The sequence below is a fragment of the Candidatus Xenohaliotis californiensis genome (assembly GCF_963930935.1).
Classification (GTDB): domain Bacteria; phylum Pseudomonadota; class Alphaproteobacteria; order Rickettsiales; family CAWVOK01; genus Xenohaliotis; species Xenohaliotis californiensis.
Genome location: NZ_CAWVOK010000006.1, coordinates 43,358 through 68,826 on the forward strand (window position 1 = coordinate 43,358; position 25,469 = coordinate 68,826).

At 31.4% G+C, this 25,469-nt stretch carries 20 protein-coding genes, 1 tRNA gene and 2 pseudogenes; 16 read left to right on the forward strand and 7 right to left on the reverse strand.

Annotation, left to right across the window (positions count from 1 at the left end):
* Positions 1 to 54 precede the first annotated feature (54 nt).
* Positions 55 to 384: a hypothetical protein gene (locus AABI72_RS00825; RefSeq protein ID WP_338363492.1), complete on the forward strand. Its 330-nt coding sequence runs from the start codon at positions 55 to 57 to the stop codon at positions 382 to 384.
* Here the strand turns inward: AABI72_RS00825 and rnc are convergent, their stop codons facing one another.
* Both rnc and AABI72_RS00835 read right to left on the reverse strand, forming a co-directional pair.
* Positions 385 to 1,083: a ribonuclease III gene (rnc, locus tag AABI72_RS00830; RefSeq protein ID WP_338363493.1), complete on the reverse strand. Its 699-nt coding sequence runs from the start codon at positions 1,081 to 1,083 to the stop codon at positions 385 to 387.
* Positions 1,084 to 1,089: 6 nt separating this feature from the next.
* Positions 1,090 to 1,950 carry a TAXI family TRAP transporter solute-binding subunit gene (locus AABI72_RS00835; RefSeq protein ID WP_338363495.1) on the reverse strand — a complete coding sequence of 287 codons (861 nt, stop codon included), beginning with the start codon at positions 1,948 to 1,950 and terminating at the stop codon, positions 1,090 to 1,092.
* Between the two features lie 280 nt (positions 1,951 to 2,230).
* On the opposite strand from AABI72_RS00835, the gene AABI72_RS00840 reads away from it, so the two are divergent.
* Positions 2,231 to 2,307: transfer RNA gene (locus AABI72_RS00840), tRNA-Pro, on the forward strand.
* A gap of 78 nt (positions 2,308 to 2,385) precedes the next feature.
* On the opposite strand, the gene AABI72_RS00845 is transcribed toward AABI72_RS00840, so the two are convergent.
* Together AABI72_RS00845 and secF are read right to left on the reverse strand one after the other, a co-directional pair.
* Complete coding sequence (locus tag AABI72_RS00845; protein ID WP_338363496.1) at positions 2,386 to 2,550, reverse strand: hypothetical protein; 165 nt, start codon at positions 2,548 to 2,550, stop codon at positions 2,386 to 2,388.
* Between the two features lie 306 nt (positions 2,551 to 2,856).
* Positions 2,857 to 3,732 (reverse strand): protein translocase subunit SecF, encoded by an 876-nt coding sequence (gene secF, locus AABI72_RS00850; protein WP_338363498.1) that lies wholly within the window; start codon positions 3,730 to 3,732, stop codon positions 2,857 to 2,859.
* A 101-nt stretch (positions 3,733 to 3,833) separates the two neighbouring features.
* On the opposite strand from secF, the gene AABI72_RS00855 reads away from it, so the two are divergent.
* The 3 genes from AABI72_RS00855 to AABI72_RS00865 all read left to right on the forward strand — a co-directional run bounded on the left by AABI72_RS00855 (position 3,834) and on the right by AABI72_RS00865 (position 7,168).
* Positions 3,834 to 4,823: a polyprenyl synthetase family protein gene (locus AABI72_RS00855; RefSeq protein ID WP_338363501.1), complete on the forward strand. Its 990-nt coding sequence runs from the start codon at positions 3,834 to 3,836 to the stop codon at positions 4,821 to 4,823.
* An 81-nt stretch (positions 4,824 to 4,904) separates the two neighbouring features.
* Positions 4,905 to 5,945: a hypothetical protein gene (locus AABI72_RS00860; protein ID WP_338363502.1), complete on the forward strand. Its 1,041-nt coding sequence runs from the start codon at positions 4,905 to 4,907 to the stop codon at positions 5,943 to 5,945.
* 11 nt (positions 5,946 to 5,956) lie between these two features.
* Positions 5,957 to 7,168 carry a PstA family ABC transporter permease gene (locus tag AABI72_RS00865; RefSeq protein WP_338363504.1) on the forward strand — a complete coding sequence of 404 codons (1,212 nt, stop codon included), beginning with the start codon at positions 5,957 to 5,959 and terminating at the stop codon, positions 7,166 to 7,168.
* Positions 7,169 to 7,351: 183 nt separating this feature from the next.
* On the opposite strand, the gene AABI72_RS00870 is transcribed toward AABI72_RS00865, so the two are convergent.
* Complete coding sequence (locus AABI72_RS00870) at positions 7,352 to 8,401, reverse strand: hypothetical protein (RefSeq protein WP_338363506.1); 1,050 nt, start codon at positions 8,399 to 8,401, stop codon at positions 7,352 to 7,354.
* A gap of 119 nt (positions 8,402 to 8,520) precedes the next feature.
* Here AABI72_RS00870 and AABI72_RS00875 point away from each other — a divergent pair, with 119 nt between their 5' ends.
* From AABI72_RS00875 to AABI72_RS00885, 3 genes are all read left to right on the forward strand, one after another.
* Complete coding sequence (locus AABI72_RS00875; protein WP_338363508.1) at positions 8,521 to 9,219, forward strand: hypothetical protein; 699 nt, start codon at positions 8,521 to 8,523, stop codon at positions 9,217 to 9,219.
* A 4-nt stretch (positions 9,220 to 9,223) separates the two neighbouring features.
* The gene (locus AABI72_RS00880) at positions 9,224 to 9,643 is read left to right on the forward strand and encodes a hypothetical protein (RefSeq protein ID WP_338363510.1); all 420 of its coding nucleotides are present in this window, start codon (positions 9,224 to 9,226) and stop codon (positions 9,641 to 9,643) included.
* 83 nt (positions 9,644 to 9,726) lie between these two features.
* Positions 9,727 to 11,391, forward strand: coding sequence for a hypothetical protein (locus AABI72_RS00885; protein ID WP_338363512.1), 1,665 nt, complete (start codon positions 9,727 to 9,729; stop codon positions 11,389 to 11,391).
* Positions 11,392 to 11,774: 383 nt separating this feature from the next.
* Here the strand turns inward: AABI72_RS00885 and sdhA are convergent, their stop codons facing one another.
* On the reverse strand, positions 11,775 to 13,565 hold the full coding sequence (gene sdhA, locus AABI72_RS00890) for a succinate dehydrogenase flavoprotein subunit (protein WP_338363515.1): 1,791 nt from the start codon (positions 13,563 to 13,565) through the stop codon (positions 11,775 to 11,777).
* Positions 13,566 to 13,729: 164 nt separating this feature from the next.
* On the opposite strand from sdhA, the gene AABI72_RS00895 reads away from it, so the two are divergent.
* The 4 genes from AABI72_RS00895 to AABI72_RS00910 all read left to right on the forward strand — a co-directional run bounded on the left by AABI72_RS00895 (position 13,730) and on the right by AABI72_RS00910 (position 18,477).
* Positions 13,730 to 15,199 (forward strand): NADP-dependent isocitrate dehydrogenase, encoded by a 1,470-nt coding sequence (locus AABI72_RS00895; RefSeq protein WP_338363517.1) that lies wholly within the window; start codon positions 13,730 to 13,732, stop codon positions 15,197 to 15,199.
* A gap of 695 nt (positions 15,200 to 15,894) precedes the next feature.
* Positions 15,895 to 17,403: a hypothetical protein gene (locus tag AABI72_RS00900; RefSeq protein WP_338363519.1), complete on the forward strand. Its 1,509-nt coding sequence runs from the start codon at positions 15,895 to 15,897 to the stop codon at positions 17,401 to 17,403.
* A gap of 95 nt (positions 17,404 to 17,498) precedes the next feature.
* Positions 17,499 to 18,311, forward strand: a complete 813-nt coding sequence (locus AABI72_RS00905) for a hypothetical protein (RefSeq protein WP_338363521.1) — start codon at positions 17,499 to 17,501, stop codon at positions 18,309 to 18,311.
* Complete coding sequence (locus AABI72_RS00910; RefSeq protein WP_338363523.1) at positions 18,256 to 18,477, forward strand: hypothetical protein; 222 nt, start codon at positions 18,256 to 18,258, stop codon at positions 18,475 to 18,477. Before AABI72_RS00905 ends, AABI72_RS00910 begins: the two co-directional genes overlap by 56 nt.
* 240 nt (positions 18,478 to 18,717) lie before the next feature.
* Here AABI72_RS00910 and murG read toward each other — a convergent pair whose 3' ends face one another.
* Positions 18,718 to 19,791, reverse strand: coding sequence for an undecaprenyldiphospho-muramoylpentapeptide beta-N-acetylglucosaminyltransferase (murG, locus tag AABI72_RS00915; protein ID WP_338363525.1), 1,074 nt, complete (start codon positions 19,789 to 19,791; stop codon positions 18,718 to 18,720).
* Between the two features lie 721 nt (positions 19,792 to 20,512).
* On the opposite strand from murG, the gene dnaG reads away from it, so the two are divergent.
* The 4 genes and pseudogenes from dnaG to AABI72_RS04965 form a co-directional block, all read left to right on the forward strand.
* On the forward strand, positions 20,513 to 22,285 hold the full coding sequence (dnaG, locus tag AABI72_RS00920) for a DNA primase (RefSeq protein ID WP_338363527.1): 1,773 nt from the start codon (positions 20,513 to 20,515) through the stop codon (positions 22,283 to 22,285).
* A gap of 59 nt (positions 22,286 to 22,344) precedes the next feature.
* The gene (rpoD, locus tag AABI72_RS00925) at positions 22,345 to 24,222 is read left to right on the forward strand and encodes an RNA polymerase sigma factor RpoD (RefSeq protein WP_338363529.1); all 1,878 of its coding nucleotides are present in this window, start codon (positions 22,345 to 22,347) and stop codon (positions 24,220 to 24,222) included.
* A gap of 733 nt (positions 24,223 to 24,955) precedes the next feature.
* A pseudogene (locus tag AABI72_RS00930) lies at positions 24,956 to 25,096 on the forward strand (ankyrin repeat domain-containing protein); the annotation flags it as partial.
* 187 nt (positions 25,097 to 25,283) lie between these two features.
* Positions 25,284 to 25,442, forward strand: a pseudogene (locus AABI72_RS04965) (ankyrin repeat domain-containing protein); the annotation flags it as partial.
* Between the last annotated feature and the right edge of the window lie 27 nt (positions 25,443 to 25,469).

Consider the following 25,469-nt stretch of genomic DNA (forward strand, 5'->3'; position numbering starts at 1 on the left):
TATAATTTTTGATAGTAATTATTAGTATTAAGTGTTTTTTAGTTAGATGGGAAAATGAGCAAAATTATTATTATGTTATTGGTAATGTTGACAATCATTGGCTGTGCCACTACTGTCAGATATGAGGCTAGCTTAGCACAGTGGGTAGGTAAACCTGAAGATGATTTATTATCAGCTTTGGGTGCTCCTAACTCAAGTTATAATGGCAGTAATGGTGCAAGATATTTAACTTATATAACCAATAAAAAAAAGAGCATCTTTACATCTGCTAGTTATGTTTTTACCAACTCTAGTGTTTATGAAGAAAAATGCAGCACAACTTTTACTATTATAGATGGTAAAGTAGTAAGTTGGAGCTATGTTGGAGCTAGTTGTAGGTTGTAGTTATTTTTTGCTATATTTAGTTATAGTTTCATTAATTAGTGAGAGAATATTTTGCGCAGCCTTAACCTCTGCTTTTTGTTTTGAGCTTGCAGTACCATCTGCACTAATGTTTAAGGTAGCTCTGGCTGTAAATATTGGTTTATGTGATGGACCTGTTTTTATAATGGCATATGTTAAATCCTGTTTGCTTGCTTGAGCAATTTCTTGCAATATTGATTTTGGGTTCTGTGGTGGGATAGCATCTTTTATAATGTATGGTTGCCAAAGTTTTTTTACAATGTTTTCGGCTTTTGGCAATCCACCATCAATGTATATTGCACCTATTATTGCTTCAAGCGCATTTTCAAGATTATGCGTAGTATTTTGGCCATGATTTTCTTGCTCAGTGGGCGACATACTAATTATCTTACCTAGTTTTTTTTGTCTAGCTATTGCTGCAATAGTGTCTCCAGATACTAGATAAGCTTTGCGTTTGGCTAAGTCTCCCTCATTTTCTAATGGAAATTTTTCTAATAGTTGTTGTGTTATAACTAGCGATAATACAGCATCACCCAAAAGTTCTAATTTTTCATAGTTGAATTTTGCACTAACATTATACATTGCATGACTTGGGTGAAGCATTGCATGGTTTAACAGTTTATGATCTTTAAATGTATACTGAAGTATTTCATATATATATTGAGATGTTTTAGTGTTCATTGTTCATTAGTTTTGTTGTGATATTGGACATTTTATGTCTCGAACTTTTTTTTCTAGATATGTGTAATGTTTTTTTGACACAAGTGGTAAATTTTTTGTAATGCTATCTTTTGTATTATTGATAACTTGTTCTGATAATTCTTTGCTGCCCATTAGCACTGTGGCAATGCCCAGTGTTCCAATATCATTTGGCGATCCTGGATATATCCCGCCAGATATAGTAGTTGCTATATATGCATTATCTTTTTGCACAATTGATTGTAGTGTTGGTTGATTGATGCTAGATATTGTAAAAGTGCATGTTTTGCTAATGTTGAGTATATCTTGGTTTGCATGGCTGGTTATAGTTGCAATTGCATCAACTTTGTCTGAGCATAGATATGCAGCATATTCTTCTGGCATTATTTTTTTTGTGGAGATTTGTGATGATATGTCAAGTGCCTTGGATATGAATTTTATTACATCTACTGCTCTGTCATCATCTATTGCTATCTTAATTGGATTGATAAGTATATTTCTTATATTTTTTTTACTATTACCTTTTGTTATTATGCTTAATTTTTCTATATAAAGTGGCATTATTGCTTGCATACTGTTTAGATCTTGTGTGTTTTGTTGATATCTATCACACTGTACAAGCTTTAACCAATTGTCCATAGCTGGTTTAGTGGTTGGACTTATTTCACATATAAAATTGTTTTTATCATGATCTCTGTTGATTGCTTTGCATATTGAGTGTGCTACTTTAGTTGAGTTTTGTTGCCATATGTCTGTTGTAATATATATTTTTTTTTGATTTGCAGTATTATTCTGAGCATTGACTTGAATACTATAGCAAACTAGAAAATATATTATAAATTTTTTCATTTTATACCTATTATTAGCAGTTTAGCAGTTTTACTTTATGCCTTGGAATTGTATCGACACACATCAACAAATATTATGTAAATTTATATTTTCCAATCTTGATATTCTATAGTGTTTGTTTAGCTTAATATAACATGTTTGTTCAAGCAATTGTTAGTAATTATTAAGATGTATATGTTTATACTACAGCTGCAAGTAAGTTAATTTGTCTAAGTTGATATTTGTTAATATGCTTTGTTGACATCACTATAGTATATAGTGATAATAATTTAGATTTATTCGGGATGTGGCACAGTCTGGTAGCGCGCCTGGTTTGGGACCAGGAGGCCGGGAGTTCGAATCTCTCCATCCCGACCATTTTTGTCTATGTTTATATAACAACAATGATTGATTAGAGATCATTGTGCAAGCTGTTAGTGATATTATACATAAAGTTTAGCAATCAGGTATTATTTCCACAGCTGTTTTTATAAAAACAACAAACTTCAATGAAATCAAACTAGAGTTAACTAAGGCATTGGTTAATAATAAAATAGTTAATTTTGTTGACAGTACTATAGTAATCACTGGCTCAATAAGCAGTGAGTTAGTAAGTCTCATTTTTTGACAATAAATATAAGCAAATGGGTCAATCAGCTAAAGAATATTAGAATTGATAGCATTAGTGAAAACATTTCTTATATTTATATGTGAGCAATATTCTGTTGGACAGTCTAAACAATAAAGTTTAGCAGCATAGTATGTATTATTTTAATATTCTGAATCAATTAATTGATGATTCTTTTAAGATTTTATTTGCCATGAGGCTGTAGAAAACAAAGAATTAGCAAAATTTTTTGTTTTATTGTTTTATTAACTGTGTACAATTCTATTTAAATAAATTTTTTATATTTATATCTTATATTTTTAGTTTATATTGTCAGTTTTTAATGTATTTTTGCTGTTAATTGAGCATTTGATTGGGATTAATGGTGCTATAAATACAGATGAAAATGTTCCTGTAATAATTCCTACAAACATTGGCCAGCTGAAATTTGATATGGTTCCATGGGTAAAAAATATTAGTACTGCTACTGCAAATAAAGTGGTTAGAGATGTTAGCATTGTTCTTTTTAGTGTTGAATTTAAACTATCATTTATTATTTCCATAGTATTTTTGTGTCTTTTTTTTAGATTTTCTCTTATTCTGTCAAATATTACTACAGAATCATTTATAGAATATCCAATAATTGTTAGTAATGCTGCAATAGATGGTGCACCAAATTCTATGTTGCTTATGCTGAAGAATCCAATAATTGTGATTATGTCGTTAAAAAGTGCCTGTATGCCTCCAATTGCAAAGTACAGGTTAAATCTTATGGTAAGATAGATAAACATTCCAAACATTGCACAAAACAATGCCACAATACCAGAAAACATTAAATCTCTTCCAATGCTTGGGCCAACATACTCAATACGTTGATATGATATATTGTTATATGTATTCTCTAGGTTATGTTTTACATTTTTTATAAGTAAGTCTATATTAGTATCTGGTTGTGCTTTTAGATGTATAAGCACATGCTTGTCATCAGTAATATTTTGAATACTGAAATTTTTGGGCATTATTTGTTTCATATGTGACAATTCTATTGTATCTGTGCTTGATAACTCAATTGTTATGCCACCAGTAAAGTCAATTCCCATGTTAATTCCATGTATAAATACTAAACCTAGGATAAAAATTATACAGATATAGTTTGCTATTATAATTTGTTTGCTAAATTTTGAAAAATTAATCATAATACCATGTTATTTATGCAAATTATTTTGTTAAGTTATTTTAACAAATTTAATAAACTACATAATACCATAATTACCATGTAACACAACATAGGCAGAAAATGGCTGGCTTAAAAGAGCCATGTTTCAAAAAAGATGATTTTAGCTTTTTATCGGCAGATCTTGCTGAGATTGAGAAAATGATTCAAGTGTTTGATGAGAATACTCCTTTTGCTGTTAAAAAGGCTGTGTCTTATATGGTTGATGGGGGTAAGCGCATTAGAGCTATGTTTGTTTGTTTGGTTGGCAGGATGTGTGGTTGCAGCAGAGATAATTATATAAAAATAGCTGTGGCTATAGAGTCATTGCATAATGCAACCTTGTTGCATGATGATGTAATAGATGATGCTTCTATGCGCAGATCCAAAGATGCTGTGTGTAGATTATGGGGCAATAAAGTTAGTGTTTTGTCTGGTGACTATTTGTTGAGTCGTTCTTTATGGTGGATGAGTGCTACTGGCAATGTTGATGTTGTTAAGATTTTATCTAAAGCATCATCTGTGATAGTGTCAGGAGAAATACTACAGCTTTCTACAGAAGGTGATTTAGTTAAGGGTTGTGAATCTTATTTTAATATTATAACTGCAAAAACTGCCGTGTTGTTTGCTGCAGCTTGTGAAGCAGTAGCAGTAGTTGCTGGTAGCAGTAGTGAGACTTGTAAGTTGTTTAAAGAATTTGGATTAAACACTGGTGTTGCATTTCAGATAAAAGATGACATTCTAGATTATGTGGGTGGTAATGAAATTGGTAAAATTGTTGGCAAAGATTTTACTGAGAGAAAAATTACACTACCAGTAATTATAGCTTATAATGAGGGCTGCGAGGAAGAGAGATATTTTTGGAAGTGTTATTTTAGTGGTGGAATGGATACAAAGGATGATTTTAGTAAAGCACTTTCTTATATTAGCAAATATGATGCAATAGATAAGTCAACACAGATTGCTAAGGTGTATAAAAATAAGGCTAGTTGCTCTGTGGTAAATTTTGCACACAATGCATATTACAGATATTTAATTAAGTTGGTAAATATTATAACTGAGCGTGAATGTTAGTTTATTTGGCTTTTGGTTTTCTGATTGCACGACAGTAAGCTTTTTTATAGAATATTTTTGTGTATCTAGTATTTTTTTGTTATGCAATTCTTTAGAAAAAGTAGTTTGTGGTTGATAGTGCTTAATATCTTGCTAGCACTTGCACTATTGATTATGATTATCATTGTTAGAGGTGGTTTATTTGAGGCTAGAGGAATACTGGCTGTTAAGAGTAAGCAACGTGGTGTATTTCAGCTTGCACAAAACATTATTGCTAGTGGTAAGTTACCACAAGCTGAGTTCAGTGATATTAAAATGGCCAGTAATTCTTTTGTGGACAATGCACATTCTAATGATTCTTCTGATAATGATGATATTGGTATTAATATTTCTGCTCAAGTCTCTGACTCTGTTTCAGCAAACATGGATCAAGTATATAGTGACAGCAATGATGATGCATTGACTCATTATAAAGTTATTAATCCGGCACAGTCTGTGGAGAATCAGGTTTTCTCTCTTGCTATTGTTGGTCTTGGTTTTGATTTAGAGCTTACAGAAAAGGTTCTACAGAGTGTTCCTGCAGAAGTTGCACTTGGTTTTGGTATAATTAATGAACAGTATTTAAGCTTACTATCTAATCTTCCTAATAAGGTGTTTGTGCATGTTATGGTTAATGATAATACTGATGCCTTTAATGTTTCAGGTGTTAGCTCAGTGCTTTCTGATAGAGAAAATATGAATAGAATAAGAAAAAGTATTAATTCTTACAAAAGGCTTGATGGTATATATTTAGATATGGACAGCATGATTAATAGTGGCAGTAGTGTGCTATCTTCAGTGTTAAGAGTAGCAAAAGAAAATGATTTATCTATTTTGAATTTGAACACTGCCACTGATTTACAAATTATTAACAAGCTTGCTAAATCATCCCTAAAGTTTATTAATAGCAACTATTTTATGGGATATGTAAAAGATGATCCAATGGCTTTCTTAGAAAATATTTGTCTTGCAAAGAATGACACTAAAGTCTTAACCGTAGTTGCTACTGAGCGTAATGTGGATAGTTTGATTAAATGGATTAATGCAAGCAAAGATCAGGGAATATTTTTAACTGATTTGTCTAATAATATTGATAATAAATGAGGCTTTAGCTAATGTTTAGAGTAGTGAAGCACAATAATGGTTACTACATTTGGCGTAAATTGATATCAGCTGGTTTCATTTCTATTTGTTTTTTAGCACTATTATCCATCATCTTATTTGTTTTATTTTTGCTTGCAGAAATATTTGTTAGTGGTGCAGATGCTTTATTGACAAGAAGAATTTTTGTGCCTGTGGCTAAAGAAAGTCAGTTACTAGATACTCATATAGACTATCTGCAATATAAGAAGATTGTTTATAATGGCATGAATATATTATTTAAGGAGTCTAGTTATGATAAAAAATCTACTCAAGAGATAGCTGATAGCTTGGTAAGTGATTACTCTATAAGAGAAATAACTTCTTCTAACATTGTTATGCATAAAGGATATTCAGGAGTTTGGTTGTTAGTTTGCAGAAAAATGCTTGTTGCTGAAGCACCAAAGCTTGTTAAAGATGCACTATCTTATCTAAAAAATAGAGATTTATTTAAAACTTCATTTAACACCAAATTTTTTTTTGGTAATGATTCTGCATACCCAGAGGCAGCAGGTATTGCAGGTAGTATTGTTGGCACATTGTTGTCTATATTGGTTGCTATGGCTATTTCTATTCCTATAGGAATGGCTGTTGGTATTTATTTTTCAGAGATTTCTGCTGACAATAAGTTAAACAGGTTTGTTTTTGCTGTCATAGTAAACTTAGCTTCTGTTCCAACAGTGGTTTATGGTTTGCTTTCATTTGCTATGTTCATTTCTTTTTTAGGTATACCAAGATCAACAGCACTGTTAGCTGGCATGACGCTTGCTTTAATAGCAGTGCCACATGTTATAATTACAGTTATAGATGCAGTGCAACTAGTCCCAAAGGGAATAAAGCATTCTGCATTGGCTCTTGGTGCATCTAGGATACAGGTTGTTTTACATCATTCATTGCCAATAGCATCACAGAGACTAGTTGCTGGCGTGCTACTTAGCATGGCTAGAGTTATTGGTGAGACAGCTCCTTTGGTAATTATTGGTATGCTGGTTTTTACTACAGAGAGATCTTGGTATTTAAGTGATGTGAGCACAACATTGCCAATAAGAATATATTTATGGTCAAAAAATCCTAATGGAGATTATCAAAATATGGCCTCAGGCACAATATTAGTTTTAGTGCTAATTTTAATGTTAATTAGCATATTGGCACGTATTTTGAAATATAAGTCTGTGATGCGGAATTAATAAAAATTCTAACAGTTTGTGTTTTAGTAGTTGAGTGTCTTTAGTTGAGAATTTACACACAGTTTGCTTATAAATTTTCTATATGCAAAAAATCTCATCAATAAGTGTTTGGAAACTGAAATAATTATTTGTGTTATTTGCATTTAATAAAAAATACAATGAGTTATTCTTTGAAAGCTATTTTTATCCTTTGCCTAATTCTTTGTTGCCTTGCTTTATTGATTTAGTCCATAATTTTTTAGGAGGTTGTTGATTAGACACTGCTGTATGGCTAGGTTTTTTTAATTTTTGCTCATAGCGTCTTTGGCTTGCACTGCTTGAATATTGTATGCTAGGGGTATTTATGCTAAAGCCTTTGGTTGTTATTGTATCAATTTTTTTATCATAAGCTTTTTTTAATTCTGGATTTTCATCTGTTGCACTAAATACTAATAATAGTGCTTCATACTGTTGTACTGGCTGTTCACTGAAAGCATGATTTGTTGGTTGAAGTGCACTTGCTACAATTCCAATTCCTGGTTGATCTTTGATGCCGGTGCTTCTGCTTCTGCTTATTGCCTCATTTGGTGCTAGACTATTCATTACATATGCCTTGAAGTCTTTGTAGCTTCTGTTTTCTTGATGTTGCTGTGTTGCAATTGCATAATCTCTTACCATTAGATCCATTAAAGAAGTTTTATATGTGCCATGCTTTGTTTTAAGAGCTACATCTCTCATTAAATCAGATGCAAGTTTGTTAGCTGCATTATTTTTTGTAGTTAAAATTTCTAGTATATTTTTTGTGCTACGCCCTAAAGTAGAGAAGAGTTGTGTTTTATGGTGTTGATGTTGTGCACTTCTTTGTTGTGATGATGCAATTGATAGCATGGAGTGAACAATTGATGTGATATTGTCTTTGCTAATTTGTGCCCCTGTATTAGATAAACTACTTCTTATGAAAGATGATACTTCTTCATATGATTTATTCATTTTAATATTGTGACCACCAACAAGAGGTTTATTTTGCAAAGCATTACCAATTGCCTCTAATACTCCTCCTCTAATATCATCCTCTGTTTTCTGCATTGCAAAAAGGTCTTGTATTGCACTGTGCAATACAATTGTAAAGTATGCTTCTTTTGTTAAATTTGGGTTAGTTGATTTTTTACTAAAGTCAAGTATTTTTTTATTTTTTAATATTTGTTCATAAACTACATTTATTAATGGTTTAGTTCTTTTTTCAATGCTGGGCATTAGCTATTTTTTATATTTATTTAGTATTGTATAAAATATTTTTTGAAAAAATGTTAAGCTAGAATGTATTATGCATTATTATATTGTTGTATTTATTTTGTTCTGCTGTGCATAGATATATGTTAACCTGTTTAAGGATTATCATTTTAATATTGTTATTTAGTGGTTATAGATGTTTATCATTTGACTATAAAATTGATATTTTTTTAGATAGTGAAGCTATATACTCAGTGTCAGAGTTGTTAAGTGAGTATAGTCAAAGCAATAATGTTAGAATGTATATTAATATTGGCAATAGTGATATTGATAATGTTGAATTACTGAATAAAAAAGATGTTTTTTTTGTCACTTCAAAAGAGTTGGCAGCAATATTGTTGAATAAGATGGATTTAGATGGCTATAAGACTATTCCTATGGGCAAGCTAGTACTGGTTGGTTATGCTCAAAACAAATTAATACAAAGTAATTTATTTGACTTGGATTTACAGTATAAGTTACTAGAGATAGCAAAATATGGCTATTTATCAATTGGCGTCAGTAGTAATAGTTATGGTAATGCTTGTGTAGAATTATTAAATGAATTAGGTGTTTATCAACAAATAAGTGATAGTTTGGAAAGATATGCTAGTGGTGAAATGGTACTAAATTCAATTATGCAGAAAAATGGGTTTGGTTTATTGCCTATGAAGTTGTCAAATGATAAAGATTTGGTGATCATTGATAGTATATCAGGTATAAAAAATGCTAGTTTGTATCTATATGCCATATATTCATCAAAAGCTTTAGCTCTGGTTGATTTTGTGGCTAATGGTTTTTAATGCAATGAGTATTTTTAATAATTATTATTTTTTAGCTATTATAACAATTTTACTGTTGTTGTTTTTGTTATTTTTCATACAAACAGCAAAAAAGAGAACTGAGAAAATTGTATCTAGCATGCAGATGAAACGCTATAATGAAGATAAGGCAAGAGTTATTAAAGAGCAGAAAGCATATGTTCGTACCATTGACAATAATTTGGCAGCTGATGGTGAGTTTGAGGGTATAGTTGATGTTGTAGTTAAAGGATCATGGACTAAATATGTTATAGCACGCAAGTTAGATTATTTAAAATCAATAAAATATTTAATCGATAACCGTGAAGAGATTGAAAATAGGAAAGGAGTTAAACTTGGTTATTGGCAGATTATAACAATGGCTTCAGGGCAATCACAAGGAAAACATAAAGGAAAAGGCCGTTAGAGCATTATGTTGTTTTAGTAAGTAAAAATTAATAAAGATTGTATATATTCTTAGGTAGTGCTTAGTATTATTAAAGATTATATATGACTGGAACTGATCACTCAGCAGAGTCAACTAGAAAATTTCTTGAAGCACGTTATGGTGTTTTAAGTAATAAGATTGAAGATTTAAAGACTGCTGTTGGTGTAACACATTATGGTGTGAGGACTGCTGGTAAGACTGTTGATACACTAGGAAGCAAGAATTCTGTTTATTCTACTGAGTCAGAAGGTGTGCAATTAGATCCCAATGTTAATCAACCTATACCTGTTGCTAATGCATATAATCCTATGAATAGCTCTGCAGTGGGTGCTGATGGTGATTTTTCACAAAATAAGAATGCTAGAGAGTTGCACATTAATCCTAATAACAGTGATAATAAGTCTACTGTTTCAAGCAATGATTCTTATAATACTGCACCTAACATACTACATGCTTCTGATGTGAGAGGCAGCAATAAGTCTACCCACTATTCTTCAAAGAATGACTCTGTGTCTGATGTATCATCTGTTGCTTCCAGCTTAAAAGACAGAAGTTATGATGTTAATCCATCTTCTAATGATGATTTTCAGATTAAGCCTTGGCGTTTAATAAGAGCAAAAAATGATCTTGAATTAGCACAGCAATCTGTTGATAGCATAATAAGATCAAATGTTCTTCATGTTTCTTTGAATGAGAAGATAAATGATTTTTTAGAAGATGCAGGTAATGAGTTGCATAACTATACTATAAGTTTATTACAGAATGCAGAAAGTGACTCATTAGAAAGTGTAGTGACAAGTGATAAAGAGAATAGTTTTATAGTCATGGCACAAAGAGATTTTATGCAAGAATTGCTGCATAATGCAGCTCAGAGAATTAGCAATCGCTCTTTATCTTGGAAAGTACAAGAATTGTGCAATTTATTAGCAGATAAATCTAATGGATTTGGTTTGATTAATGAGAAATTTAATGAATTGAGTACAGCTAATGCTCAAATTGCTGGGAATGATAGTAGTTTTATAGAATGGCTTCTTGAAGAAAATAACAGGTGTATAAATAATGCACTTGGCGTTTTGCATAATATTAGAGCAGTATCAGTAGTTGTTGAGCTGCAAGATAGTGCTATAAGTAGATTAACACGTTCTTTGTCTCGTATGCAAAAAAGGGATCAGGGTTATTTTACTACTACCATAGCACAACCTGTATTAGAAGATTATGCATTACAGAGTGATGTTGCTGTAGATATTTGGAACAAGGTAAGCAGATTAGATGACCATGGTTATGTAATGCCGTTAAAAGAATCAACAAAATTTGATGTGAGTTTAAGCCATACAGATGATGGTCCAAGTGAATTTATTAATAGTGATGATATACAAAGTATTTCATCTGGAAATTTACAGGTTAAAGATGAGGTATTAATGCAAGAGGCAGAAGATAATATTGATGTAAATTCAGAAATTAATCCAGATATTGATGAATCAAAGATGGATAAAACTTCAGATAAGTTTGTTAATGATTACTTAAATACTAGGCCATACCTTGCTGGCATGGTAGGTGATGATGAATTAATGCCAGATATTAAGAAAGATGATGAGCATAGAGATGATATAAAAGTCACTAAAGCAGCAGAAGATAGTTTGAGGGATGATTTTAGTTTAGACAGTGATAATATTCACATTGACTCTGCAAGAACATTAAATGATAGCAATATGAGAACAAGAAAATAGATTGTTAAAACTTCTCTTTTCATAGTAATTTTGTTTTGACAGCACTTAATTTGATGTGTATTTTTCAATAATTGAATAATATGAAATACTCCATCAAAATTTTTCATTTAGTTATAGATGGATAGTGCTAAGCTATTAACAACAAATGTGAATATTTTTAGTTTATGTTTTAAGTAATGAGGAGTTGATTATCTTGCACAGCACAGCACAGCACAGCACAGCACACAGCTGAAGCTTATTAAGATAAACTCATGAAGCAAAAAATTTTTATTATAGCAAACATTAATACAGTGTTATTTAATTCACAGTTATTTAAAATTGTTTAATTTAACACTGTTTTAGTAGTGCTGCATAAGATTAATGTTATAGTCAAACAAGATATTTTAATATGTTCTGATTTTTGGTGGTATAGATGCAACACTATCACTCATTGTATTCATAGTTACTGGGCAGTATGATATACTTACATTATGGTTTTGATCTATGGTAGTTAGACTGTGTTTCATCCATTTGTCATCATTACGCTCTTTATAGTCTTCTCTAGTGTGTGCACCTCTGCTTTCTGTTCTATTGAGTGCAGCTGTAATAGTTGCTAATGCTTGTGGTAGTAGATTTGTTAACTCTAATGCTTCTATTAAGTTAGTATTCCACACCATGCTTTTATCAATAACATTAATATTATCAATAGAGTTTGCAAGTTTTTTAATGATTTCCACACCTTCTTTTAAGGTTTTTTCTGTTCGAAATACTGATGAGTGTTTTTGCATTGCTTCTTGCATTGTTTTTCTCACATTAGATACATTAAATTCTTTATTGCTAAATCTAATTGAATGAAAGCGATCTACAGCTTTTTTTAATGCATTTTTTGGTATTGATTTAACAGGTGTGTTAGGGTTTAGTTTTTGTAATATAGTTTGAGCTGCTGATGTAGCAAAGACTATTAAATCTAGTAAAGAATTTGACCCAAGCCTATTAGCACCATGAACCGAAACACATGCTGTTTCCCCAATTGCCATTAACCCTGGTACTGGAATTTTTGTATTATTTTTTATAGTCATTGCTTCAGCATGGTAATTAGTTGGTATGCCACCCATGCAATAATGTGCAGTTGGGATTATTGGTATTGGGCTCACAGCAGGATCAACTCCAGCAAATATTTTTGCTGTTTCTGCAATGCCTGGTAGTTTTTCTTCTATTTTTTTTACTCCTATTTTTGTTAGATCAAGATATACATGATCTTTTTTTAATCCTACACCATTGCCATTTCTGATTTCCATCATGATAGCACGACTTACTACATCTCTAGATGCTAGATCTTTTGCATGTGGTGCATATTTTTCCATAAATCGTTCACCAGATGCATTCAAGAGATAACCACCTTCTCCACGGCATGCTTCAGTCATTAAACACCCAGCGCCATATATACCAGTTGGATGGAATTGAATAAATTCCATGTCCTGTAATGGAAATCCTGCTCTACTAACCATACCATTACCATCTCCTGTACAGGTATGTGCAGCTGTAGTGGAGAAGTATACTCTGCCATATCCACCAGTGGCCAAGACAACTGTGTGGGCATTAAAGCAATGCAGTGTGCCATCCATTAGATTCCATGCTAGAGCTCCCTGGCATTCTCCTGCATCATTTATTAATAAGTCAGTTGTGAAGTATTCAACAAAAAATTTAGCATTTACCTTTAAGCATTGCTGATATAATGTGTGCAGTATTGCATGACCTGTTCGGTCTGCTGCTGCACATGTTCTGAGTGCCTGAGGGCCTTCTCCATATTTAGTTGTCATGCCACCAAAAGCACGTTGGTATATTTTGCCATCAGCAGTGCGAGAGAATGGTACGCCAAAGTGCTCAAGTTCTATAATTGCTGTTGGTGCTGCTTTGCACATATATTCAATAGCATCTTGATCACCTAGCCAATCTGATCCTTTGACAGTATCATACATATGCCATCTCCAGTCATCTTCTGCCATATTTCCTAATGCTGCACTTATACCACCTTGTGCAGCTACTGTATGGCTTCTGGTAGGAAATATTTTACTAATACAAGCTGTATCCAGACCAGCTTTTGCAATATCGTGAGTAACTTTTAATCCAGCACCACCAGCACCTATAACTATTACATCATTTTGATGATGAATTATTTGATATTCCCTAGTCATTTTTTATTCTATGGTTGAAGCTTTTTTGAATCCTAACCTTACAATAGCTGTTTTGCAACTTTATTATGGATTAATTATTTAGTACTACATGTTATTATGAAAAGCTATGCTATATTTTATTTTTATGATATTGAAATATATAGAGTTTAATTTATAGGTTGTGTATGGTAATTCCCATAGCTGTTGTTTATGGTGATGGTGTTGGTCCAGAAATCATGGAGGCTACACTTTTAATTTTACATCAAGCTAAAGTTAGCTTGGCAATTGAGAGTGTTGAGGCTGGAGAAAAGGCATATAAGAAGCATTGGGTTAATGGTGTTGCTGATTCTGCATGGTCAGTATTGTCACGTGTTAATGCTATTCTTAAAGCACCAATATATACTCCCAGTGGAACTGGCTACCATAGTGTAAATGTTAGCATGCGTAAAAGATTAGGATTGTATGCCAATATTAGGCCAGTTTTGTCATACTATCCATTTGTTAGCAGTGCAAAGCCAAATGTTGATGTGGTAATTATTAGAGAAAATGAAGAAGGTGCATACACTGGAGTGGAATATAGGCGTTCTTATAATTTATTGGAAAGTATTCGCTCTATTACAATTTTTAATTCAATAAGAATATCATCTTATGCATTTGAATATGCCAAGACTTTTGGTAGGAAAAAAGTAGATTGTTTGGTAAAAGATAACATTATGAAAATGACAGATGGATGTTTTTATGAGTCATTTCAAGGTGTAAGCAAAAGATATCCTGAGATATCTAATGGAAAGTATATAGTTGATATTGGAATGGCACGTCTTGCTGCAAAACCAGAAGATTTTGATGTTATAGTTACTACAAATTTATATGGTGATATAGCTTCTGATATAGCAGCAGAAATAACAGGATCTGTTGGTATGGCTGGTAGTGCTAATATTGGTGATAATTCTGCTATGTTTGAAGCTGTTCATGGTACAGCACCTGATATTGCTGGGAAAAATATTGCCAATCCTTCAGGGTTATTAAATGCTGCTATAATGATGTTATTGCATTTAGGTCTTTATGATAAGGCAGCTGTAATACAAAATGCATGGCTTAGAACTATAGAATCTGGGATGCATACAGCTGATATAAATGGTGAGAAAACTGTTAAGTTATTAGGCACTAAAGAGTTTGCTGCTGAGGTGATAAATAATTTGGGAATGATGCCAAGAGTTTTGCCAAAGGTTAGTTATGATAATGTTTGCAATGTATCAGTTGCAAATTATGAAGATAGTTTGGCAACAGCCATAAAGACAGAGAAGCGTGAGTTGTTAGGTGCTGATATTCAGGTTGCTAATGATGGTAAATTTGACTCTGAATTTACTGCTGATAAGATAGCAAGCAGAATAAATACTATTATAAATGAAAATGTTTCATTGTGTGTTATTTTTTGTAAGGGATTAAATATATGGCCAAAATTATATGAATACAAAGGCTTACACGACTGTTGTGTGCTTCGTATGGCTAATAGCAGTGTGGGTCAGTCAGTTTCTTACAAAGATTTAGTTATGTGTATTGATAAATTTAAAGCTATAGGATTAATAACAACAAAAATAGATTTTTTATTTTCATTTGATGGAAAGCCTGGTTTTGCATTTGCTGAAGAGTATTGATCAATGTTTTTATAATCATTATATTTTAGTTTGTATTAGATTTATGTGAGCATATATTACATATGGTTATTAGTAGAAAAATAAGTATAAAGACAACAATGCCAAATGTTTCTTTATTGATAATCTGAGATTGTGATCAATATAGGATTTGGATAAAGGAATTTTTAGCTTGTTAATAAACAGTTTGCATGAGCTTGATTCCATGGAGCAGAATGCTGATATTATGGTATTTTTTTAATAGAAAATTATGTTTACTGAAGCAAAGAAAATTAGAGTGGGGAGTCTCAAAGCTTCTCTAAGTGGCAAGAAGATTTTACTTTATAAATTACAAAAAATTTGGTTAATGCTGTAGTTTTTTCTGTATGTACTTGTTGAAATTTTTCCAAGTACTTGGTGGTTTGATTTATCTATCATTTGATGAATCAATCATAGGGTTTGAGAATTCTTATAACAATATGGTGTTTGATTGGCTAATGAGGGTAATAAGCATATCAATATTAGTTATATTGCTTTATTTTTAATAATTTCAATCTAGATAAATGTTTTGTTTGTTATATTGTTATTAGCATGCTTGAGAGAAAGTCACTAGAAGTAATTTAAATGATTAGGTTAGTTATATTTAATATAATAGTTAATTTTTTATTATATTTTATTAATTATACTATTCCTATAGTAGTGTATTTAAATTATTTGATATGCCAGAATCAGATAGCAGCATGTCTGTAGATAGGGCTGATAACATTGTAACAGAAGCTAATGGATTTATCCTTGGTGATACTCTTGATGATAGAGTAAGTTTGATATCTGTATTGCAAAGACTTATACAGCCTGAGGCTTACGTTTTTAAAGATCCTCCTCGTAAAGTTGTTAATGGTGAGATTGTGGGTTTAAAAGATTGTGAATCTTACCGTAATTCCAGTGGTAAATTTATGTTTCGTCTACCTCCCAGTGAAATGCACGATGTTTTGCCAGAAGATGCAAAGGCTGGGCATAAGGTAGCAGGCTCAGAGTCTGGTATTTCTATAGAATCAGAAGATGGTGGTGAGCTGGATATTAAAATTAAAAAACCAGATACAACATTGTGGCAACGCATTAGAGGTTTTGGTTTGCTTGATATTAATCATGCTTTTACTAATGCAACTGATGTACGTAAACGTTGGATTAAATCTCTTTCTGAAATTGCCACAAAATCTATAGATGGTAATGGTAATTCTGTATTTAATTTCTCAGATAAGTCTTTAGAGAGCATGAGTCCTACTGACCGTGCATATTTATTAAAGAGTTTGTCAGATGATAAGGATATTTCCAAACATATAGCTAGCATCAGCAGTATCAATGCTTATAGTCCAAATAAGAGCGTGTTGAAAAATGGCATCAAGGACATTGCAAAGATAATTCCTGTTGGATTAGATATAGTTTTTCTTGCTCCTGTGAGATTTGTTGCAAACTGTATTAAAGGACTTCCATTTCCTAAGAAAGCATTTGTTAATTTAGCAAAAGATATGTTTGGTGTTGTTAAGTGTGTTACTGGATTAAATGGTGTGATTGATCGTGTTAAGACATTAACTGGTAAAGAACGTACATTGTATATATTGTCAAAAATAGCTACAGCCCCAATTCATTTAGTGGGTGGTGCATTTGCAGATCATAAAATTTATTCAGCTTTGTTAGAAAGAAAATGTAAGAGTGATTTGAAAGATATAGAGAAAGATTTTAAGAAAGTTAAGGATGAATATCAAAGCAGCATTAAAGATAAAGAGCAATCCAAAGATAAGGTAGATGAAAAAGTAAAAAGTAGTAAGAAAGAACATGTAAATAGCAAGACTAATAAAGAAGATGTTGGCATGAAAGGCAAGGAACTATCTTATAGATCTAAGTCTAGCGGAATAAGAGATATGGTTAATCTTCATGGTGGTGGTTATCGCATGGGTGATTCAAGCACTCATATAACTAAGATGAACAATGGTTCAATACCAAGTAAAGACACAAGATCTGTTACAGGAGCAGCACACAGCTCTGGTAGTATTACAACAATCAAGCCTTATCATAGGGATGAACTTACAAGCAAAGGTATTGATTCTTTGCAAAATGCTGCAAATGTTTTGAGTAAATCACATTTTACAGAAGCTGATGGTGGCATTGATGGAAGCAATATTCATGGGCAAACTAAGCAGATAGCATCACAAAATAAGTTTGTGCGTTAGAGTCAGATATTTAGATATTGTTTCATTTTCTAGACTTTTATATATTAAATAGTTTATAATTTATTTATAAATTAATTAACTTAGAGAATATTTATATGAAAGATACTGATAAGCAAGGTGTGGAAAGTTCAGGATTACCAGATAAGAAGGTTGTTGATGTACAAGAAAATGGATTTTTTTTAAGCAGAAATGCTAATGAAGGTGATTTACAGAATCTTCCAAGTACACTGGGAAAAGTATTATTTATTTTACAAGGAATAAATTTTAATAGCTTAAGCTATGACATTAAATTGAGCATTTATAATGCATTTTTAGAGCTTAATAATGCATTCTTAAAAATTAATAACATAACATTGAATGCTTTTGAAGAAGTTAAAGCAGTATGTAATAACAGATATAATGCACTGCATGAGATTTTCTATAATTTTAGCAATGAAGTTAATCCATTAGATAGGATGTTAATTGTAATTAAAGGTGTTTTTAATAAAGTAAAGCACAGTTTGTTGGAATTCTTTGATGAAGATTTTATCAGCAATGCTATTGCAGAGCTTAAAGATAAAGTGGAGGCATTTACTGGCTTGGTTTTTGTTACACTAGATAATTTTCTAGCAGAAAAATTGCTTACACAAGAAGAATCTGAGCAGCAAATTGACATAACAACAGTAGATGAAGAAGAAGAAATAGATTTTAGAGATATTCCTAGTTCTTATGCCAAAAGTACTTATGATGGTAGTTATGCTAGTGATTCTGATTCAGAAAAATTATGTTCTGATTGTTTCCCAAATGGCAGATATGATGAAGCTTGTAATAGTACTGTAAGCTCAGCAAAACAGCATGATGGTAGTTATGTTAGTGATTCTGATTCAGAAAAATTATGTCTTGATTGCTTTCCCAAGCAGCAGATATGATGAAGCTTGTAGTAATACTGTAAGCCCAACAGAACAGCATGAGGTAGTTATGTTAGTGGATTCTGATTCTGATTCAGAAAAATTATGTCCTTATCGTTTCCCAAGCACTAAGAGACTGGATATTATAGCAATGTTGTTGTGCAATAACCTAAAGTTACTACAGTAGGGTTATTAATCAAGCACCAGACCAGATATGATGGAAGCTTATAGTAATGCTGTAGGCTCAATAGAACAGCTTCTTGCTTATTCAGAATAATTTGCAATGTGAGTAACACAATAGCTTATTAGTAAGTGCACATAATAAAGTCACATTATTAAAAATAATGTGACTTTATTATTCTATTACAGTATAGATTATTTATTAATTATATGATGCATATCATTAGATGCTGACAGTAGATAGTATCTATACTGGCTGCTTTAATCTGGCATGTTTTAATGTTAGCTCAGCAAGTTGTGCACTAGCATTTGGCATTGCAATGTTTTTTGCATTTACAGAAAGATTTGCTAGCAACATAGGTTGGTTGAGTAATTTTTTTATTGTATCTATTAAAGATTCTGCATTTTGTTCAAATAGCAGACCAGCACCATTTTTTACAACAAATTGTGCATTTTTCATTTGATGATTATGTGATGCATGTTTATATGGAATGTATATAGCTGGTTTGTTGGCGGCTAAGTTTTCTGCTATAGTTGTTGCACCAGCTCTACATATTACTAAATTAGCCTTTGCTATTTTTTCACCAATGTTGTTGAAAAAATGTGAAACATCATTTGCAATACCAAGGTTTGTGTAGCCTGCGCTAATTTTTTTAATATTTTCTGGGCGGCATTGATGAACAATATTAATTTTATAATTGTTGATTTCTTGTGTTAATATATTAGATGTTATTTGATCTATTTCTTGAGACCCTTGACTGCCGCCTAATATTAATATATTAAAATTTTTATCATTATTGTAATTATTGTTATTTAGCATATTAAGATCTAAAATGCTTTTTCTGACTGGATTGCCAGTATGCACTATGTTAGTTTTGTCTTTTAATCTTTCTACTTCTGAGAAAGATATTGCAATTGCTGCTGCTTGTTTTGCAAATATTTTGTGAGATGATCCTAGTACAGTGTTTTGTTCATGAAGAATAGTTGGTATTTTCAGATGCTTGGCAGCAAGGACTGCAGGTATTGTTGCATAACCACCAAAACTGACTAATGCATCTGGCTTTTCTTTTTTAAGTATTTGTGTAGTTTTTTTAGTTGCAGCTATTATTGAGTATGCAGAAACTATTTTTTTATGTAGCTTATTACAATTTGGCTTGATATTTAGTAAATATGTACTCTCTTTTGGCATTAGATGGAGGACTCTATAATCAGCCATGAAAACATGCTCTATATCTCTGATTTTTAACTGCTCACTTAATGCAATTGCTGGAAAGACATGCCCACCAGTACCTCCAGTTATAATAGCTATTTTTGTTTTCATGCAAACCAATCATTATTAATTATACAATGTTCACAATGTTCCTATAAAAGCACAGTGCTGTCAATCTTTGATAGTATGCTTAGTTTACAAGATATTATCAAACTTACTTGGATATTTATCGTGACAAACAACAAAGTTTAACTAGCTGTTCATTGGCTTTAATAATAGGTTTATTTATAAATGATTGATTTTTCTGCTATGTAATTGATGTTTGCTTATTTATTGTTTTGGTGTGCACATTTTATTCAGAAATTCTGGATAATTACTATAGGGAGAATACCCTTTATTTTATTATATTTTGGCAACTTTGGTAATTAGTTTCATCATGCTTTTACAAAAGTTCAGAATCCTGCTTTACAGCATTGCCTAATAATATTATTATTTTTTTCTAAATTATAAAATTTATATTTTTTGATTTATATAAAAATTGATCTGCTAGGATGAAAGCTTAGAAAATTAATTAATTTCTATGTATAATAATGGTATTAACTTAATTTAAATTATTGATAATTTATTCTATTTTTTTTGTAAGCTGTTTTTCTATTAAAATTAGTGGATATAGATAAAATAGATCTATTATAAATAAATGTTATTATATATTTATCTAAATTTAGCTTTATAGCATTTTATTGTTAAGTTAAACTATATTATAGTAGCCAATTTAAGTCAATGTTTATTCTTACATGAAAAAGCCAATATCTATTCTTATTAAGAGTGCTATATGATAGATAGTAGCTTTTTATGTTTGTTAAAAGAACGTGTGCCTTTATCATCTATAATAGACAAGAGAGTTGTACTTAGAAAACATGGTAATAGGCAGCTTGGCCTATGTCCATTTCATCGAGAAAAAACCCCATCATTTGTAGTAGATGATAGCAAAGGGTTTTATCATTGCTTTGGTTGTGGTGTTCATGGTGACATAATTGATTTTTTGATAAGATTAGATGATTTAGATTTTCAAGATGCTGTTAAGCATATTGCAGATTATGCTGGTATTTTAATGCCCAGCAGCATGAAGCAAGACAAGAAAGAGCATCGAGAGCATATTATTATTGGACAAATTAATGATTTTGTTGCTAGGTGGTTTCATGATAATTTGCTTTCAAATAAGAAGGTGTTGGAATATCTTATTGCTAAACGTAGTGTGCCTAAAGAGCTTATAAGAGAATTTTGTTTGGGATATGCACCAAATGATAGTAGTGCTTTGATTGAAAGTTTGCAACAAAATTTTTCAGCTAAACTTATAGTTGCAAGTGGTATTGCTAATGAAAATATGCAATGTCGTTTTTGGGATAGAATTATTTTTCCTATAACAAATAGTACAGGGATTTGCATTGGTTTTGGTGGCAGGGTCTTGAATGATAAAAGTATTAAAACTGCAAAGTATATCAATACTATTGAAGGACCATTATTTAAGAAAAGTAATATTTTGTATGGCATTAATTTAGCTAAGAGTGTTATAAAATCTACCAGAATGGTGTATTTGGTTGAAGGCTATCTTGATGTTATAGCTATGAGAGCCAATGGCTTTGCTAATACTATTGGTTGTATGGGTACTTCTTTATCAGCAGATTTATTGCAAAGTCTTTGGGCTATTTCAGATAAGGTTATAATGTTAATGGACAGTGACAATGCTGGCCGTTCTGCTGTGCAAAGAATTGTGTTAGATGTAGTATTGCCAAATTTAATTATTGGCAAGACTGTCAAAATTGTTACTTTAAGCACTGGTAAAGATCCAGATACAGTGCTTAAACGAAATAATGGTAAATTAGAATTAAACCAAGCAGTTAATAATGCACTTTCACTAGGAGACTTTATATATAGTGTTTTGTACAGGAAGTTTATTAACAAGGATAGTGATTTTGAAGATTATGCAGCACTGCGTAATGCATTTAAGAAGTATTCTAATATAGTTGTTAATCGTGAATTAGGGTATGAATTGCATCAACAGTTAAGAAATAATTTATTTCATCACAGACGTTTTGGTTACCATAAGATGGTATCAGAAACATTGAAAATAGATGATTCTGTTATGATTCTTGAGGCACTGCATGTGCTTTTATATAAATATCCAGAAATACTAAGAAATAATGATTTAGAAGACAAAGTTTCTTATGTGTTGAATAAGCTCCTTTTTAAGGATTGTGTGTTTAGTGTTGAGTTTGATAATGCTGAGGAGTTAGTGCATAATGCATTGAATGTTGCCTTAGATAATATTGCACTAGAGCAAAAATTTTTTTCTTGGAAGCTAGTTAAGCAAATTTATAATTTTGATATTTCTGTTCAGGATGCATATATTGATTATTTTATTTTAATAACTCTGGTTGTTATGATAACAGAAGAAAAAATAATGCTAGATATTATTGTTAATGAAACAGCTTGTAATAATGTAGAAGAAAAATGGCAGTATTACAAGGGTTCAAGGGGCGTTTTACGTGCACACATTGATGAAGCATTAAAAATATGTTTACGGCTTGGATTGGGTGTGTTATAAGGATTGATTGTTCTATTAGAGTTGTTATAATAGCTACTGTATTATGCAATTTTTTTATTATGTCTGATAAACAATCATCTAAAGATTTAGAAAAAGTTAAAAAAATTATTAAGCAGAAATTAAAAAATAATCAAAAATATGTTACAACTTCTGAGCTTAATGATGCTTTGCCAGTTGATATATCTGAGGAGAAGCTTGATAATGCCATAAGTGTTCTTGATGACTGTGGTATTGGAGTGCTTGAAAGCAATGATGAGGATACTGTTTCTATTATGGGACAATGTGTTGAAGACGATGAATCCGATTCTGAATCTACTGCAAGTTTTGAATTTGGCAAGACAGATGATCCTGTAAGGATGTATTTACGTGAAATGGGAAGTGTTAACTTGCTGTCTAGAGAAAAAGAAATAGAGGTTGCTAAACAGATAGAAGATGGTCGTGGAATTACTATTATGGCTATGGCTGAATTGCCACTTGCTTTAAATAAATTGGCACCATGGTGTGATGCTCTGGATAATGGTGAAATGAGTTTACGTGATATTATTCAGATAGAATCTAAATCTGCTGATGAAAAATTTAAAGATGGCGAATTGTCAGAAGACACTGAAAATGCTGATGCTGATATTGATATTGAAGAAGATGATGATGCTGATATTGATATTGAAAATCTAGAGCATTCGGCTGTGGACAAAGTTGTAAATGCAATGCACATGATTGTTGATTTTAACACAAAAGACATAGGTCCATATTGGGCTACTAAAATAAACAAGCAATATGATAAAACTGTGTTGTCCAGTGTTAATGCAAGTGAAGTAAATTTTATTAATGCTAGAGATGAGATTGTAGAAATATTTACTAGTGTAGTTAGGTTAAATGAGAACAGTGTACAGCTGATTATTAAGGAATTGACTGATATTAATAAAGTGTTGATGGCAATTGAAGCACAGCTTATATGTGGTGCTGAAAAATTAGGCATAAAAAGATCTATATTTTTTGAAGTAAGCAATAGAGGAATTGATAATCCATTACAGAATTTTAGAGAAATTGCTGAAAAAAAAGCTGGGAGATGGAGTGAATTTTATCGTTCCAAACTTGCTCTTATTACTGAATTTGATAAGCTTGTGCATAAAACAGTAGTTTTACAGTTAAAGATGCCAATAAGTGCTATGCGAAGATTGCTGTCTGAAATGCAGCATGGTGAAAAGATTCGTAATAGGGCTAAGCAGAAGATGGTTGAGGCTAATTTACGCTTAGTGGTCTCTATTGCAAAGAAATATGCAAATCGTGGTTTACAGTTACTTGATTTAATTCAAGAAGGCAACATAGGATTGATGAAGGCAGTAGAAAAATTTGAGTATAAAAGAGGATATAAATTTTCTACATATGCTACTTGGTGGATTAGACAGGCAATCACTAGGTCTGTTGCTGACCAAGCTCGGACTATTAGAATACCAGTTCACATGATAGAAACTATAAACAAAATTATTAGAGCATCAAGGCAGTTTTTACATGAAAGAGGTCGTGAACCAACGCCTGAAGAGTTATCTGAGCAGTTGTTGATTCCTGTAGATAAAATAAGAAAAGTTACTAAGATATCAAAAGAGCCTATTAGCCTTGAAAGTCCAGTTGGTGATGGTGATAGTAGTTATTTGGGTGATTTTATTGAGGATAAGACTGCAACTAAACCAATTGAGGCAGCAATTCTAGCTAATCTACGCGATGTAACAACTAGGGTTTTATCTACATTAACACCAAGAGAAGAGCGTGTATTGCGGATGCGATTTGGTATTGGAGTTAACAGTGACCATACCTTGGAAGAGGTTGGACAGCAATTTAAGGTTACGCGTGAGAGAATTAGGCAAATAGAAGCTAAAGCATTACGTAAGCTTAAACATCCTACTCGCTATAAGAAATTACGTGGCTTCCTTGATTCTTAAAGATATAATGATCAAGATCAGTTTTATTAAGTGGGTATTTAATATAGATTTATCTAGTTAAGAGACTTACAAATAAAAAATTTGTATCTATAATATTGCAATTTAATAAAGATATTTGTTTAAATGTACTGTTATATAAATTTGCATTTCCTAAAAATATTGTAGATAGCTTATCAGAAAATCTTTAATTATATTTAATAAACTTAATTGATCTAGGTGTCATTGACATTAAGTTGCAAATTGTGATTATTAATATAAATAAGGTTGTTAATTTAGAGAATTATTAAAAGTTTTGTTAATATTTAAGAAATATGGTGTTTTTTCAGTCAGTAAATATAACAATGTTATATAATCAAAATACTATCAATGTTTAATGTTGCTAATTTGTGTATTTAAATAATGGATATTCCTTATATTAGATAATAGTTTTCATTATTAAATTTTTGTATTATAGTAAGGGCTTTTTGTTTCATAGTTTAATGTTGCTAATTTGTGTATTTAAATAATGGATATTCTTTATATTAGATAATAAGATAATAGTTTTCATTATTAAATTTTTGCATTATAGTGAGGGTTTTTTTTTCATAGATTCTATCTTAAGTTTTTTATAAAACTCATAAGATGTTGCTTTTGCAAGCAGCAATGGCATGCTCTACTATTGTGAGTTGATCTACTCTCTATTTTTTAATTTTTATAAAAGTTAAAAAATATTCAGTAAGATAAGTATAATAGAACATTGTTTACACTTGCTGCTAAAGAAGGAAATTATAGAATAGCTAAATTTTTTGCTAAACATGGTGCTGACATTAATATGCAGGATAACTATGGCAGGACACCACTTATATATTTTATTGATGAAGTTATTATGAAATAGTTACCTTTCTTGTTAAGCATAAAGCTAATGTTAATATGCAGGATAATTATGGTTGCACAGTATGCACGCTTCTAGAAGGAAAGGGGGTTCACATTTGATGAAATAGTTAAATTTCTTGTTAAATATAGCACTGATGTTAATGCAGAAGATAGAAATGGCTGGACACCACTCATAACTTGCTGTTAATAAAGGCTATATTGAAATAGTTGAATTGCTTGTTAAGTATAAAGCTAATGTTAATATGCAAGATAACTATGGTCAAATACCATTCATACTTGCTGTTGAGAGAGGCTGTAAAAATTTTGCAGATAAGCAATGCTATTTATTTAAAAATATTTGCAGATAAACAATTATTTATTTAAAGTATTCGTGA

What these genes read in the sequence shown, in the direction of transcription:
- AABI72_RS00825 (WP_338363492.1), top strand. Translation starts at nt 55, where the DNA reads ATGAGCAAAATTATTATTATGTTATTGGTAATGTTGACAATCATTGGC.
- rnc (WP_338363493.1), bottom strand. Translation starts at nt 1,083, where the DNA reads ATGAACACTAAAACATCTCAATATATATATGAAATACTTCAGTATACA.
- AABI72_RS00835 (WP_338363495.1), bottom strand. Translation starts at nt 1,950, where the DNA reads ATGAAAAAATTTATAATATATTTTCTAGTTTGCTATAGTATTCAAGTC.
- AABI72_RS00845 (WP_338363496.1), bottom strand. Translation starts at nt 2,550, where the DNA reads ATGAGACTTACTAACTCACTGCTTATTGAGCCAGTGATTACTATAGTA.
- secF (WP_338363498.1), bottom strand. Translation starts at nt 3,732, where the DNA reads ATGATTAATTTTTCAAAATTTAGCAAACAAATTATAATAGCAAACTAT.
- AABI72_RS00855 (WP_338363501.1), top strand. Translation starts at nt 3,834, where the DNA reads ATGGCTGGCTTAAAAGAGCCATGTTTCAAAAAAGATGATTTTAGCTTT.
- AABI72_RS00860 (WP_338363502.1), top strand. Translation starts at nt 4,905, where the DNA reads ATGCAATTCTTTAGAAAAAGTAGTTTGTGGTTGATAGTGCTTAATATC.
- AABI72_RS00865 (WP_338363504.1), top strand. Translation starts at nt 5,957, where the DNA reads ATGTTTAGAGTAGTGAAGCACAATAATGGTTACTACATTTGGCGTAAA.
- AABI72_RS00870 (WP_338363506.1), bottom strand. Translation starts at nt 8,401, where the DNA reads ATGCCCAGCATTGAAAAAAGAACTAAACCATTAATAAATGTAGTTTAT.
- AABI72_RS00875 (WP_338363508.1), top strand. Translation starts at nt 8,521, where the DNA reads ATGTTAACCTGTTTAAGGATTATCATTTTAATATTGTTATTTAGTGGT.
- AABI72_RS00880 (WP_338363510.1), top strand. Translation starts at nt 9,224, where the DNA reads ATGAGTATTTTTAATAATTATTATTTTTTAGCTATTATAACAATTTTA.
- AABI72_RS00885 (WP_338363512.1), top strand. Translation starts at nt 9,727, where the DNA reads ATGACTGGAACTGATCACTCAGCAGAGTCAACTAGAAAATTTCTTGAA.
- sdhA (WP_338363515.1), bottom strand. Translation starts at nt 13,565, where the DNA reads ATGACTAGGGAATATCAAATAATTCATCATCAAAATGATGTAATAGTT.
- AABI72_RS00895 (WP_338363517.1), top strand. Translation starts at nt 13,730, where the DNA reads ATGGTAATTCCCATAGCTGTTGTTTATGGTGATGGTGTTGGTCCAGAA.
- AABI72_RS00900 (WP_338363519.1), top strand. Translation starts at nt 15,895, where the DNA reads ATGCCAGAATCAGATAGCAGCATGTCTGTAGATAGGGCTGATAACATT.
- AABI72_RS00905 (WP_338363521.1), top strand. Translation starts at nt 17,499, where the DNA reads ATGAAAGATACTGATAAGCAAGGTGTGGAAAGTTCAGGATTACCAGAT.
- murG (WP_338363525.1), bottom strand. Translation starts at nt 19,791, where the DNA reads ATGAAAACAAAAATAGCTATTATAACTGGAGGTACTGGTGGGCATGTC.
- dnaG (WP_338363527.1), top strand. Translation starts at nt 20,513, where the DNA reads ATGATAGATAGTAGCTTTTTATGTTTGTTAAAAGAACGTGTGCCTTTA.
- rpoD (WP_338363529.1), top strand. Translation starts at nt 22,345, where the DNA reads ATGTCTGATAAACAATCATCTAAAGATTTAGAAAAAGTTAAAAAAATT.